The organism is Idiomarina seosinensis, from assembly GCF_003987275.1.
Taxonomy (GTDB): domain Bacteria; phylum Pseudomonadota; class Gammaproteobacteria; order Enterobacterales; family Alteromonadaceae; genus Idiomarina; species Idiomarina seosinensis.
In genome coordinates this window covers 88972-100848 of sequence record NZ_PIQF01000002.1, presented here as the reverse complement: position 1 = coordinate 100848, position 11877 = coordinate 88972, and the positions used below count along the sequence as shown (strand labels likewise).

Annotated in this window: 12 protein-coding genes; 1 reads left to right on the top strand and 11 read right to left on the bottom strand. The window is 47.7% G+C overall.

Features of this window, described 5'->3' with window-relative positions:
* Positions 1-8: 8 nt before the first annotated feature.
* The 4 genes from CWI81_RS06810 to folE2 all read right to left on the bottom strand — a co-directional run bounded on the left by CWI81_RS06810 (position 9) and on the right by folE2 (position 3658).
* Positions 9-1010 carry an adenosine kinase gene (locus CWI81_RS06810; RefSeq protein WP_126784566.1) on the bottom strand — a complete coding sequence of 334 codons (1002 nt, stop codon included), beginning with the start codon at positions 1008-1010 and terminating at the stop codon, positions 9-11.
* Between the two features lie 48 nt (positions 1011-1058).
* Positions 1059-2012: a cobalamin biosynthesis protein gene (locus tag CWI81_RS06805; RefSeq protein ID WP_126784565.1), complete on the bottom strand. Its 954-nt coding sequence runs from the start codon at positions 2010-2012 to the stop codon at positions 1059-1061.
* A gap of 24 nt (positions 2013-2036) precedes the next feature.
* Positions 2037-2609 (bottom strand): DUF2726 domain-containing protein, encoded by a 573-nt coding sequence (locus tag CWI81_RS06800; protein WP_126784564.1) that lies wholly within the window; start codon positions 2607-2609, stop codon positions 2037-2039.
* A gap of 122 nt (positions 2610-2731) precedes the next feature.
* Complete coding sequence (gene folE2 / locus CWI81_RS06795) at positions 2732-3658, bottom strand: GTP cyclohydrolase FolE2 (protein ID WP_126784563.1); 927 nt, start codon at positions 3656-3658, stop codon at positions 2732-2734.
* A 189-nt stretch (positions 3659-3847) separates the two neighbouring features.
* Between folE2 and CWI81_RS06790 the strand changes: the two genes are divergently transcribed.
* A complete protein-coding gene (locus CWI81_RS06790) occupies positions 3848-4201 on the top strand; it encodes an Hpt domain-containing protein (protein ID WP_126784562.1) in 354 nt (117 codons plus the stop codon).
* On the opposite strand, the gene CWI81_RS06785 is transcribed toward CWI81_RS06790, so the two are convergent.
* The 7 genes from CWI81_RS06785 to rimK all read right to left on the bottom strand — a co-directional run bounded on the left by CWI81_RS06785 (position 4195) and on the right by rimK (position 11875).
* Positions 4195-4917, bottom strand: a complete 723-nt coding sequence (locus CWI81_RS06785; protein WP_157983299.1) for a response regulator — start codon at positions 4915-4917, stop codon at positions 4195-4197. The two genes, CWI81_RS06790 and CWI81_RS06785, sit on opposite strands and share 7 nt — an antisense overlap.
* Before the next feature lie 150 nt (positions 4918-5067).
* A complete protein-coding gene (locus tag CWI81_RS06780) occupies positions 5068-6690 on the bottom strand; it encodes a HAMP domain-containing sensor histidine kinase (protein ID WP_126784560.1) in 1623 nt (540 codons plus the stop codon).
* A 90-nt stretch (positions 6691-6780) separates the two neighbouring features.
* Entirely contained in the window at positions 6781-7794 is a 1014-nt protein-coding gene (locus CWI81_RS06775; RefSeq protein WP_126784559.1) for a class I SAM-dependent methyltransferase, read from the bottom strand.
* A gap of 3 nt (positions 7795-7797) precedes the next feature.
* The gene (locus CWI81_RS06770) at positions 7798-9504 is read right to left on the bottom strand and encodes a DUF342 domain-containing protein (RefSeq protein ID WP_126784558.1); all 1707 of its coding nucleotides are present in this window, start codon (positions 9502-9504) and stop codon (positions 7798-7800) included.
* A gap of 69 nt (positions 9505-9573) precedes the next feature.
* Positions 9574-9924, bottom strand: coding sequence for an Hpt domain-containing protein (locus tag CWI81_RS06765; RefSeq protein ID WP_126784557.1), 351 nt, complete (start codon positions 9922-9924; stop codon positions 9574-9576).
* Positions 9924-10970: a succinylglutamate desuccinylase/aspartoacylase family protein gene (locus CWI81_RS06760; RefSeq protein WP_126784556.1), complete on the bottom strand. Its 1047-nt coding sequence runs from the start codon at positions 10968-10970 to the stop codon at positions 9924-9926. The genes CWI81_RS06765 and CWI81_RS06760 overlap by 1 nt, the downstream gene beginning before the upstream one ends.
* On the bottom strand, positions 10970-11875 hold the full coding sequence (rimK, locus tag CWI81_RS06755; RefSeq protein ID WP_126784555.1) for a 30S ribosomal protein S6--L-glutamate ligase: 906 nt from the start codon (positions 11873-11875) through the stop codon (positions 10970-10972). Before rimK ends, CWI81_RS06760 begins: the two co-directional genes overlap by 1 nt.
* Positions 11876-11877: the final 2 nt, after the last annotated feature.

Here is an 11877-nt window from a genome sequence, read left to right as displayed (position 1 = left end):
TAGCTCTCTCAATGATTGAATAAGCGTTTAATCAGTTGTTGTTGGCGCTCTTTATCGAGACGTGCACCAAACTCAGTCACTAATTCAGCAGCAGCATGACTGGCCAAATGGCCGGCATCTGCCAACGACATGCCCTGGGTTAATCCGTATAACATGGCTCCGGCAAACATGTCGCCTGCTCCGTTAGTATCAACGGCCTTAACTTTTACTCCGGGTATATGAACCTGACGCTCGTTATCGACGATTAATGCACCGTCTTTGCCTAATGTAATTGCCACCGTGTTAGCTAGTTTTAACAAAGCTTTAGCCGCTGTTTCTGGATCGGCTTCACCGGTCAATAATTCGGCTTCTTCACGGTTGCAGAACATTAGGTCGACACCGCCATCAAGTATTTGGTCAATGCCATCGCGAAAATATTTGACCATCGCTGGATCAGAGCAGGTCATCACCAACTTGGTATTGTTTTCACGAGCGACGCGCTTTGCTTCAGCAATAGCGCCACGGGCAATTTCCGAAGTAATCAAATACCCTTCGATATAGAGGTACTCGGCAGCAGCAATAGCGTCCCGATCCAGTTCGGCAGTAGATAAATCGGCGGTAATACCCAGGTGCGTTCGCATCGTGCGCTCTGCATCAGGAGTTACCATCACCAGACAACGACCGGTAGTACCGGGGTGCTGTTGTTGCTCAAGGTTAGTACGAATACCAACCTGTTCTAGATCTTGTCGATAAAACTGACCAGCTTCGTCGTCGGCGACTTTACAACAATAGAAAGCGTTACCGCCAAATTGGGCAAAGGCTACCAGTGAATTGGCCGCTGAACCACCGCCACATTGTTTTTTCAAATCACCAAGTTTACTCAATTCAGCGATTAATCTGTTTTGGTCTTGCTCTTCAATTAGGGCCATCATGCCCTTTTCTAACTGATGCTGCTGCAGAAACTCGTCCGACACTTCGAACTCTTGATCTACCAGCGCGTTGCCAATACCAATTACGTCAATGGTTTTCATAGCTATTTAGGGTTGTTAATTAGGCGCATATTATATACCAACTGAATCTCAGGGTCGATAAATGTACGACAGGACAATACCCGTTGTTACGATGATTGTTGGTAACCACTGCCAGCGCATGATGGCCGCCGCCGCAGCCTGCCAGACCTGTTCAGCAGGCCGCCCCGGGAAGCGCTGTCGGGCGATTCTTACTCCCTGAGTTTTAATCGGGCCACCCAATGAAACGTTGTGCAGACGACTGAGTGAATCCAGCCACCAGCCAGTGGTCCAGAGCCAGCCCTGAGTCGCTTGTAGGGACAGGCGTTTGCGGCATGGTTTAACAACGCATAAAGCCGACGCTAGCAGCGCCACTACAGCGGTAACCCAGCAAACGGTCATGGCATAAGCCGCGCGTGTCGCCAGTCCGAAATGACGATAGCGACGTTGCTCAGTTGGCCAGAGCTGACTTAACTCGGTAACTAGCCTTAATCCCAGACATAAGATAGGGCCGCCGATTAGAAATGCACTAATCGGCACCATCCGGTGATGAAGAATGCTAAGGGCTCTTAATTCCAGAGTACTTTTTGCAAGCCCGTGCAAGCTAAGCTCATGAGTGTCGCGATAATCAATGCGCGCTAGCCAGGCACGAGCGGCACCCTTTTGCCTCTTAGTGGCGAGTCTATGCACCTTATCCAGAGTTTTAAGGTAGTTCGATTGTCGCAAACAAGCTAACAATACTAATGCGCCAATAATTTGTGAAAATTCAGCAGCATAAATAACGATTGCGGTGGGGGTTAAACTAAGAACTAATAAGGTGATTAAAGCCAACCACCCTGCAACTTGTTGTTGATTAGCGGCATAGCCAGGTTTATTAACTTTGTATTGCAGGTAGTTGGCAAATAGCCGGAAAATGGCCAGTGGATGCCATTGTTCCGGCCAGGGTAACCAACGCTCCAGCAATAAGGCCAGAGCCGCCAGTACCCAGGAGGAGGTTAAAAATTCATACCAGTGATTCGCACTCATTGCCTCATAATGCCGAAAATTGGCTTACGCGGCAACTGGCGACGACTGCTGTGAATCTTTGCTGTCCTGATCGTGCGAGGTGGTAGGTGTCGCTGCGCGGATATGTTCTGCTTGACGAATTTTACCGTGAATGTAGTCGTGCAGGTCAGCAACTCGATAACCAGGCTTGGCTTTAAAGCGCAAGAACGGAAGACCAGCAGCGGCCAGAGTATTCTTTAAAAACAGGTTACGTTTTTGTTGCTGCAGGTTACTAGTCGCTGGCTCTAGTTCGATAACGCCTTTAATTTCCATGGTTTCGATATCGCATAGCACGTAGTCTAGAATGCGTTGATTGGCTTTGTTCTGTGCGTCTTTCTGAACACTGCCGGAAACACCTTTCTTAACAGCGACTATGTCACTTAAGCGTACTTTAGTAAAAATACGAAAATCATTGCCAACCGCTTTATCCAGTAGCGTCATAAACTGTGCTTCCTGGGGTGTACAAAAGCTCATATCTTTCAGCTTGTACGGGTAGGGCACGTAATTTTCAGACATGCGGCTGGCGATAAGCGCTACGGCAATTAACACCACAACAAATAATAAAAGCACGAATTCCATAACTCACCTCAGCAAAAAATTGACAGATCAAACTTTGTATCAAATTAAATGCAAAGGGCATGCCATAAAAAAGGCCCAGTACCTTTTAAGTGACTGGGCCTCGTCTTTGTCGCTATTAGAAATTAGGAGCGGTAACCACTTTCGATGCCTTTTGTCGCGATAGCTACCGCGTCGTGAGCATGCAACGATTCGTAATGATTAACGCGTAGCCAGAAGTCTTTAAAAATTGGCATTTGGTTAAGCTGATGTTTCAGTCGGCGTGAGGCGTCCTCGCAGAACATTAAGTTTTGTCCATTCAGACGCGCAAACTCTTGTTCATCTTCGCGCTTAACGGCTGCTTGAACCGGAGTTTTTAAGGCCGCTTCAACGGCGTCGACAAGCGCGACAATCGGAAATTCTTCCAGTTCTTCCGATAGCTTTACTTTAACTTGCGCGGTTGAACGCTGACTATGAGGCGTTGCCACGATTCCCTCAGTTGAGCCAAGCCATTCATGGATAGTCGCCTTGTCCACCACCTCTTGATCAGAGAACTTATCAACAAAGGCCTCTTGAATCAGCTGTCGAGCCAGAGCGGCTGAACATGGACAGGTCGATGAGTAAGGTACGTCTACTGCCAGTTCCAATGAGAGTTTACCCGCATCATAGCGACCAGTTAGAGTAACCGGGTAAGCTTTCCAGCCTTTTTTGCGGCTTATTAAAGACTCACGGCGTAAATGATAATCGAAATCAAACTTAATAAAGGCCTGATCACTAATATCGTTGTGGCTCTCAATAAAGTCGAGCAGTAGTTGCTTCAGCGACGCGTGGCTAAGTTCACCGTCAGTCGACAATTTATCCAGCAACAAGTAAAGACGCGACATGTGAATGCCTTTGGTCTTCGGGTCTTTTAAATTAACGAATGCCTCCACATGAGCTGCAACTGGACGCTCAGCGGCATCAGAAGCGGCGACCATTAGAGGCACTTCAATATTGCTCATGCCAACCCAATCCAGGGTACCTTCGGTCTGCGCCTGGCTTTGGTTAGCTACGTCGGGCATGCTATTAGGCATTCGTTTAGAACTCCGATCTGTTTGTAAAGTATCAAGCATAACTGTCGAATCCGCTATTGTATCGTAGATGCATGGATGATTTCATTCCCGAAGCTAAAATTTAATCAGAATTAATCGATTATCAGTATCGGTTGACTGAATCAAAGTTTACGCACACGATAGGATTTTGGATTTTAAGGAGCAGCAATAATGGCGCAGCAAGAAATTCTGGATAAGCAATTATTAACTCAGTACCGCGAAAGTTTAGGGGACGAGGGGTTAAAGTCGACGCTTACAACCTTTGATCAAATAATACAAAGCTACGCCAATTTATTGCACGAGGCCGCTAAACAAAAACATGAAGAGCAGCTGCGCAGTCAGGCGCACAAAGTAAAAGGAGCCTGTAACTCGGTCGGTTTGATCAAACTGGCGGCGTTAATGGAACAGCTGGAAAAAGAAAGCTGGGAATGGCCACAGGCAGAGCGGCTGTTGATTGAATGGGCAGATTCAGTCATCCCCCACCGTCAACAGCTGCAACAATGGCTGGACGAGGAAGCTCATTGAGCTTCCTGCGTGACCTCTCCAATAAACCGGTAACCTTCACCGTGTATCGTGGTGATTAGGTTAGGAGTTTCCGGGTGCGATTCGAAATGACGACGGATACGGCGAATGGCGACATCGACGGTCCGGTCGTTCGGTCTCAGTTCACGGTCGAGCATTCGTTTAACCAATGTTTCGCGATCCAAAATGCGTCCCGCATTATTTAGGAATAATTCTAAAGCCCGATATTCACTTTTTGGTAACCGAAACATTTGATTATCAGGTGAATATAGGCAGCGACTATCGCTATTCAGGCACCAACCATGAAAATGGAATTGAACACTGTCAGTTTCTACCGGGTTACTGTTGCGTGAAGCTTCTATACGGCGGCATAAATTGCGCACCCGAATAGTCAGTTCTTTAGGGTTATATGGTTTAATTAAATAATCATCAGCCCCTAACTCTAACGCGAGCAAGCGGTCATCTTCGCTATCGCGTCCGGTCAAAAAGATAAGGCCGATATTGTCCCGTTCACGCAGCGATTCCGCTAGTTCCAATCCATTTTTACCGGGTAAGTTAACATCCATGATGACCACGTCGATGCGCTCTTGGCGCATAATGTTTTCCATCTGCAGGCCATCAGCCGCGTCAAAAACTTCGTAATCTTCTTGTTGAAATAAGCGGGTTAACGTTTGGCGGGTGACAACCTCGTCTTCCACAATTAATAATCTGGCGTTCATAGCGTTCCGCATTCCTGGCAAATAGTAGGCTAGCGTCTATCCTGGTAAAACCTGCTAGCGCTGACGAATAATTATAGGTTGTTGACGTCATATTATGACTTTCGTTCAAAATTTTTCAAGCGAAAGCCGAGTAAATGCGATCGATTGTCGTTATCTATTCGATGTTTTAATGACCGTTACCGGGAATCGGACGATAAATTCAACACCGTGTTTCTCTTCACTGAAAAAGTGAATGTTCCCTCCCAGCACCTGAGTCACCAGATTATAGACTAAGTGTAAGCCTAAACCACTGCCGCCGGAACCGCGTTTGGTGGTGACGAAGGGATCAAATATTTTGCGGCGAATATCAAAGGGCACCCCATTGCCGTCATCTCGATAGGTAATCTCGAGTTCGCTTCCGACCATCTCAAAATTGATATCAATAGTACCAGACTCTTTGCCGTCGAAGCCGTGTATCATTGAATTTATAATTAAATTAATAAGTATTTGATTGAGCGGACCTGGTTTAGTGGTCACCGATAGCTGCTCAGGGCAATGAACATTAATTGGAAATTTCTCATGGTCCAAACGTCGGGGTTTTACCGAGGTCAGCACATCGTGCATAAAAGTTCTAATTTCGATGGTTCGGTCAATCTCTGAGGATTGGTCAACGGCCACCTGCTTGAAGCTAGTTACCAATTCTGCCGCACGGTTCAGGTTGCGATAAATAATGGCTAAATTCTCGCCGCAGTCATCCAGAAAACGGGCAAACTCATTGGTTGAGATACGTTTTTCATCGAACTTCTCCTGCATCACTGCAAGCTTGTCCTGCAACAGCGTCGACGCGGTTACCGACAGTCCGATCGGCGTATTAACTTCGTGTGCAATGCCCGCTACCATATCACCCAGTGAAGCCATTTTCTCCGATTCGACTAACTGTCCTTGATATTGGTGCAACTGCTCCAGTGTCGCCAGTAACTCCTGATTGGATTCACGCAGGGCCTTAGTACGCTGGGTCACTTGTTGTTCAAGTTCTGCATTTAACTGGCTTGCTTCGCGTTCTGCTCTTTGCTGTCGGGTTATCTGATGCTGAATCCGCTCGAGCATGATGTTGAGTGACTGGGCCAGATCATTAAATTCAGCAATGGTCGAGTCTGGCACTCGTAACGTGTAATTCTTGTCGCGCGCGATTTGGCTGGCTATATCGACAATGCGGTCAAGGGGGCGACTAATCCGTTGTCGCAACTGCAGGGTGATTAACCAGCAAGCGATAAGGGTTATTAGAAATACGCCAACGGCAATCGCGATGGCCCGCCACATAAATAAACGGACTTCGCTGGTAGCGCCGCGCAGATAAACGTAACCAATCACCGAGTTATCTAAAATAATGGGTTCAGAAACCTCGATGTAGGCGTCTTTGATATTTGGCGTTGTAAGTTGCTCAACTTTAGAAAATTTAGCCGGAATTGGGGCTAAACCTTCCTTGTTGTAACTGGAAAAGAAAGACAACTCGCCGCTACCAGGATCAACCCGGTAGATATGGACATGTTGCACAAATTTACTATGGGATAATGGCGCTAACCGCTGTGACTCATCATTGTTGTCGTTTAGTGCCACGCTCTCGGTGGCGTTGCCGGCGACGATTTTTGCATAGGAAGAAACGCGCGCGACCATTGAATTTTTGTATTGCGATACCTGACTGATTACATTAATGCTGAAGCCCACAGCCAACGCTGCCGTTGTTACAATTAAAACAACTGCAATGAGTCCGCGTTTTAGGGAGATCGTCTGCATGGAAACCGGCGTAATCAGTCCGTTAATTTATAGCGACATGTTATCAAATGGTTAAGTGATCTGCACCCGTTAAATGACGCTGCCCTTCGATTACTTGCGGTGTGCATGGTAAACACAAAATTTACCGTTATCAGCAATTGTCTGGCAGTTTCCAAACACCTGCTGAATAGCGTCAGGCCAGGGTAAAAATCGATTCGCTACGATGTAGAGCTGACCCTTATTTCGCAACTTAGCATAAGCACTTTGAATGAACTGACGAGCAATACTGTAATCTGTTTTTAGACCCGTGTGAAAGGGCGGGTTGCTGACGATGCAGTTCTGCGGTGGTAATTCTTCAGGCAATCCGTCATTGAGGTAAAATGTACAGTTTGCCCCGGTTAAATTAATTTGCGCGGCGGCAATTGCCATTGGATTAACATCGGTTAAAGTTAATTGCGGTTGTTGGCGTTGCTGCAGCACCGCCGCAATTACGCCGTTGCCGCAGGCAAAGTCAGTAATCGGTCCTGGTAATTTGGCCGGCAATGCAGTAAGTAATAGCTCGGTACCGGCATCAAGTCGCTCGCGACTGAATACACCGGGCAGGCTTTGTAGCTGCAGTTTACAATCAGGCAGCTCTACATTGACTGAGTGCAAATAACTGTCTAGTGGCGGCGCTGTGGTTGGCTCCAAAATACTGGTTTGATAAAGCTGGCAGTGATTACCAGAGGCAACTTTTTGTGCCGCTTGGTAGCCTTTTGGAAGCTTTTTGACCAATGATGCGACACCACCTCGTTTTTCGCCAGCTAACCAGATAGGACGGCCTGGTGCCAACGATAATAGCTGTTGCAATACGTATTGGTTAAGCGGCTGCTCTTTAGCGACAATTAACAACACTCCCTGATAACTTTCTAATGCTGGCGGCTCAGGTTGGCAGTAATGCACTGACCAGTGTTGTGCGTGACCGGCATGGAAACACCAGGCAGCAGCGGGCAGGTCGGTCAACGCTTGACCGTCGGGGTTTATAACCAGCAGTGGATGACCGTCTTGTTGATCAAATAACCACGGCTGCTGAGGCTGCCGCTGTAATAGTTTGGCGACCGCCTGAGAGGTTGTTTGTGCAGGCATAGGTTAGCGTAAAATATCCATTCTTAATTGATGATCCTGAAGCATAAAGAGTGTACCACCACGCCGTTCTTTCATCTGCAGCTTTTTATTGTTGTAGACAAATTTAACGCCCGGGAAGACTTCTTTTCCGGCTATAACCCGAAGCGTGGGGTGATTTTCGGTACTTGCTTTAATGACCGCAATGTCGTCCTTGCAAGCCTTTAGTTTGTTTTGCTCTATGCGAATCGCCTTAATCAGTGTTTGGCTATGCTGTTTTCGTTTACTGTCATCTTCTAACGCCTGACAGCGTTTTAATCCAAGTTGCAGGCGTTTTAGTTTGTTCAACGTCGACTTAAAGCTCTCGGTCAGGCTAGAGAGTGCATCTAAGGTTTGCTCGTCCGCGGGCGGAGGTGATAACACAAAACGGGTTCGGGTGCCTGCTCGCGCGCCTAGCTGACCAGCAAATACCGGAGCACAGGTTTCAAAAGTACCACCAATAATTTTTCCTCTGGCTTGTTTATCATTACCGCCTATTTCTGCCTGACCCGAGGTAATAACATGGCAGTGAGTTAGCTGTTTATCGACAGTTAGCCCGGTGCCACTCTCCAGATAGGCATATTGTGCATAGGCACACCAAATGGATCCCTCGCTGGATAATTTGCTGGACAGTGTTGGTATAAAATTTTCATTGTCTAATACCAGCTGTTCGTCTTCTTTAGAGATGTGTCCAATACAGCCTTTACGCACGGTGATATTGCCACCTGCTCTTAGCTCAGCGGAATCGACATATCCGGCGACAGTAATATCGCCGGAGGAAGTAACGCGCATTCCCTCAGTAACACTACCCGAAACAATAACCGAGCCTTTGAAGTCGACATGGCCGGTAGAAACATCAACGGATTTTAAGGTCAAAACATCGTCTACGTTGGCCGAGTTGTGAGTAAACCAGGGCATCCCGCGCTTTGTTGCGATCAGTATATCCGGTTGCTCTTCACTGAACTGCGATCCTTGCCCCTCAACCAACGCCTGGTCATCACCCGCTTCGGCCAGCAGTTTTTCGCCTTTAACGGTAAAACCGTCACGGCCTCCCTCCGGCGGAAGGCGGCGCATCAACGGGTCACCGACATCAACGGTTATTTGTTTGCCGAGGTCGCGCATATCAACGGTACCGTCAGCCCGCTCCTGCGGCCGCAGCACCCGTTGCCTGGCATCCTCAACTAATCGTTCAAAGCGGGCGTTTTTACCATTTTTAGGCGGACGTCCACGAGCGATAATAACTTCAATAGTGGTGCCGGGAGGCGCCTCAATGCAATGCTGTAAAACCTGATCGATACCACTGCGCTGGATCCCGGTGGATATGCCGCAAGCTTTTAACTCTGCTAGTAGTTGCGGTCGACTAACTGGTTCGCCACCATATGGGGTGGTTACTTCAGCGGTGGCCTGCATGTCGTCATCGTCTAAGGTAACTGACAGTTCAGCGTCGATAACCTGGGCGATTTCTTCGCTGTAATTTTTTTCAGGGGATTGTTCACGCTGCAACCACTCAGAAAAATGCTTGGCAACGGCCTCAAAAATATTGGTGTCCAACAGTCGCGCACTGGCAAACTCAGACAACTGAAAGGCCTGTTTTAAATGCTCTGGCTTGATGGATTTATTCGATGCCGGAATAAAGACATAAATATCGTTCCCATCACGCTGCAAGCGAACGTTTTCGGACGGCTTACCAGACATAACACCTGTTAAATGTTTTATAGTTATTGTTATATCGGCTCAGTTTATCGAAAAATAAGCCGTCTGTGGTTAATTTTTTAACGACAAATTACTATTTAGATACAGATCAATTTGTTGTATCACTTGCTGTAACCGAGTTTCGAGTGTTAACAGGTTTTTTTGTCGCTCATCCGGCTCCAGCGTTGACCAATTTTGATACGCACCTAGCGCTCCTGCGCTTAACTGTTGCGCACCAATGGTTGCTCCTAAGCCCTTTAGTGTATGCAATTGAAGTTGCGCGTACTGAGCATCATTCAACATCGACTGGATGTTGAGACCCAGTTTATATTGCTGCCGAAATTGTTCCAGTACAGCGCTAAAAATGCTGAGTTGATTATCGCAGTGACGCAAGCCCTGATTAAAATCGATAGCGGTATTCATTAGTTCGTTTTATTGTCAAACTCTTCGGTGAAGGAGCCAACCACTTCGGTGGCCTCCGAAATATCTTCCTTTTCAAACTGGGCGACGTTAAATAGCGCTTCACCTTCATTTGCTACAGGAATATTACTGCACCCAATAATAATTCCCCGTACCGGTGAACTAATAACGTCGGCGCCTTTTGCATGAGGACTGACGCTATGTGCTAATACCTGGCCTTTTTGAATGGTCTGGCCTAACTCAACTTTGCGTAATACTAAGCCATCTTTCTCCGCCCGTACCCAGGTCGAGCGGCGGGCAATAACGGGTGTAATTCGCTTGCCTTTACGTCGTCCTTTAAGCATTTTTAAGTACTTCATAACGTTCTGCACACCAGTAACACCAGCGTTAATACAAGACTCATCAAAGCGCAAGGCTTCGCCCGCTTCATATAAAATCAGCGGGATACCCAATTCATTTGCGAAAGCGCGCAAGGAGCCATCTCGCTCTTTCGAATGCAGAATAACCGGCGAGCCGAAGGCTTTTGCCATGTCCAGAGCTGACTGGTTTTCTACATCAACACGAATTTGCGGCAAATTACTGCGATGAATTGCGCCGGTATGAAGGTCCAATACGTGAGTCGATTTTTTGACCAGTTCTTCGCTAAACAAGTACGCCATGCGTGAGCCTAAGGCTCCGCGTTCAGAACCGGGGAAACAACGGTTAAGGTCGCGCCGATCCGGTAAATAACGGGACTGCTGAATGAAACCAAATAGATTAACGATGGGAACCACAATTAACGTGCCATGCAGCTTCAATGCGTCGGTCTGGTCAATTATTTGCCGACACACTTCAATACCGTTCAGTTCATCACCATGGATGGCTGCACACAGCAGCATAACTGGACCTGGCCGGGTGCCGTGAAACACATCAATGCGAAGATCCAACGGCGCGTCGTTATAAAGCCGCACCGCCGGTAACAGAATATGCTGGTGTGAGCCGGGCTCGATTCGCTCTCCAGCCAGTTCAAAAGCAGTAACTGGCTTGCGACTGGGGCTGCGCGGCACCATTAACCTTGACCCTTAGTGCGCGTTTTATGCGCTTTTGCATTTTTTTCCAGAAAAGTAATAATCTGTCCGGCCACGTCTTTGCCAGAGGCTGATTCGATGCCTTCCAGCCCAGGCGAAGAATTAACTTCCATGACCAGCGGTCCATGATTAGAGCGTAAGATGTCGACACCGGCAACGTTTAAGCCCATCGTTTTGGCGGCTTTTATTGCCGTTTGACGCTCGGCAGGGGTAAGTTTTACCAGACTGGCACTACCGCCTCGGTGTAAGTTAGATCGAAACTCACCTTCTTTCGCCTGACGCTTCATGGAGGCGATAACTTTATCACCAATGACAAAGCAGCGGATGTCTGCACCGCCGGCTTCGCGAATGTATTCCTGCACCATTATGTTCGATTTCATACCCATGAAAGCTTCGATGACGCTTTCTGCTGCCTGGGCTGTTTCTGCTAACACAACACCAATGCCCTGAGTACCTTCCAGTAATTTGATGACCAAAGGCGCGCCGCCGACCATGTCGATCAGATCGGGAATGTCTTTGGGTTGATCAGCAAAGCCGGTAATCGGCAAACCAATGCCTTTGCGCGACAGTAACTGCATAGAACGCAGTTTGTCACGGCTACGTGAGATTGCTACGGATTCGTTAAGTGGGTAGGTACCCATCATCTCGAACTGGCGCAATACGGCCGTACCGTAAAAAGTGATCGATGCGCCAATTCGTGGGATCACACAGTCGTAGTGAGGCAGTTCTTTACCATGCCGGTGAATTGAGTTTTCCCGCGCATTAATGTTCATGTAGCAACTTAGCGGATTCATCACGTCCACATCATGGCCGCGTTCATGGGCTGCTTCAACCAGACGGCGAGTGGAATAAAGGTTGCTGTTGCGCGATAAAATGGCAATTCGCATGG

Bases quoted from the DNA above. Each gene is read 5' to 3' on its own strand.
- CWI81_RS06810 (WP_126784566.1), bottom strand. From the start codon at position 1,010: ATGAAAACCATTGACGTAATTGGTATTGGCAACGCGCTGGTAGATCAA.
- CWI81_RS06805 (WP_126784565.1), bottom strand. From the start codon at position 2,012: ATGAGTGCGAATCACTGGTATGAATTTTTAACCTCCTCCTGGGTACTG.
- CWI81_RS06800 (WP_126784564.1), bottom strand. From the start codon at position 2,609: ATGGAATTCGTGCTTTTATTATTTGTTGTGGTGTTAATTGCCGTAGCG.
- folE2 (WP_126784563.1), bottom strand. From the start codon at position 3,658: ATGCCTAATAGCATGCCCGACGTAGCTAACCAAAGCCAGGCGCAGACC.
- CWI81_RS06790 (WP_126784562.1), top strand. From the start codon at position 3,848: ATGGCGCAGCAAGAAATTCTGGATAAGCAATTATTAACTCAGTACCGC.
- CWI81_RS06785 (WP_157983299.1), bottom strand. From the start codon at position 4,917: ATGAACGCCAGATTATTAATTGTGGAAGACGAGGTTGTCACCCGCCAA.
- CWI81_RS06780 (WP_126784560.1), bottom strand. From the start codon at position 6,690: ATGCAGACGATCTCCCTAAAACGCGGACTCATTGCAGTTGTTTTAATT.
- CWI81_RS06775 (WP_126784559.1), bottom strand. From the start codon at position 7,794: ATGCCTGCACAAACAACCTCTCAGGCGGTCGCCAAACTATTACAGCGG.
- CWI81_RS06770 (WP_126784558.1), bottom strand. From the start codon at position 9,504: ATGTCTGGTAAGCCGTCCGAAAACGTTCGCTTGCAGCGTGATGGGAAC.
- CWI81_RS06765 (WP_126784557.1), bottom strand. From the start codon at position 9,924: ATGAATACCGCTATCGATTTTAATCAGGGCTTGCGTCACTGCGATAAT.
- CWI81_RS06760 (WP_126784556.1), bottom strand. From the start codon at position 10,970: ATGGTGCCGCGCAGCCCCAGTCGCAAGCCAGTTACTGCTTTTGAACTG.
- rimK (WP_126784555.1), bottom strand. From the start codon at position 11,875: ATGCGAATTGCCATTTTATCGCGCAACAGCAACCTTTATTCCACTCGC.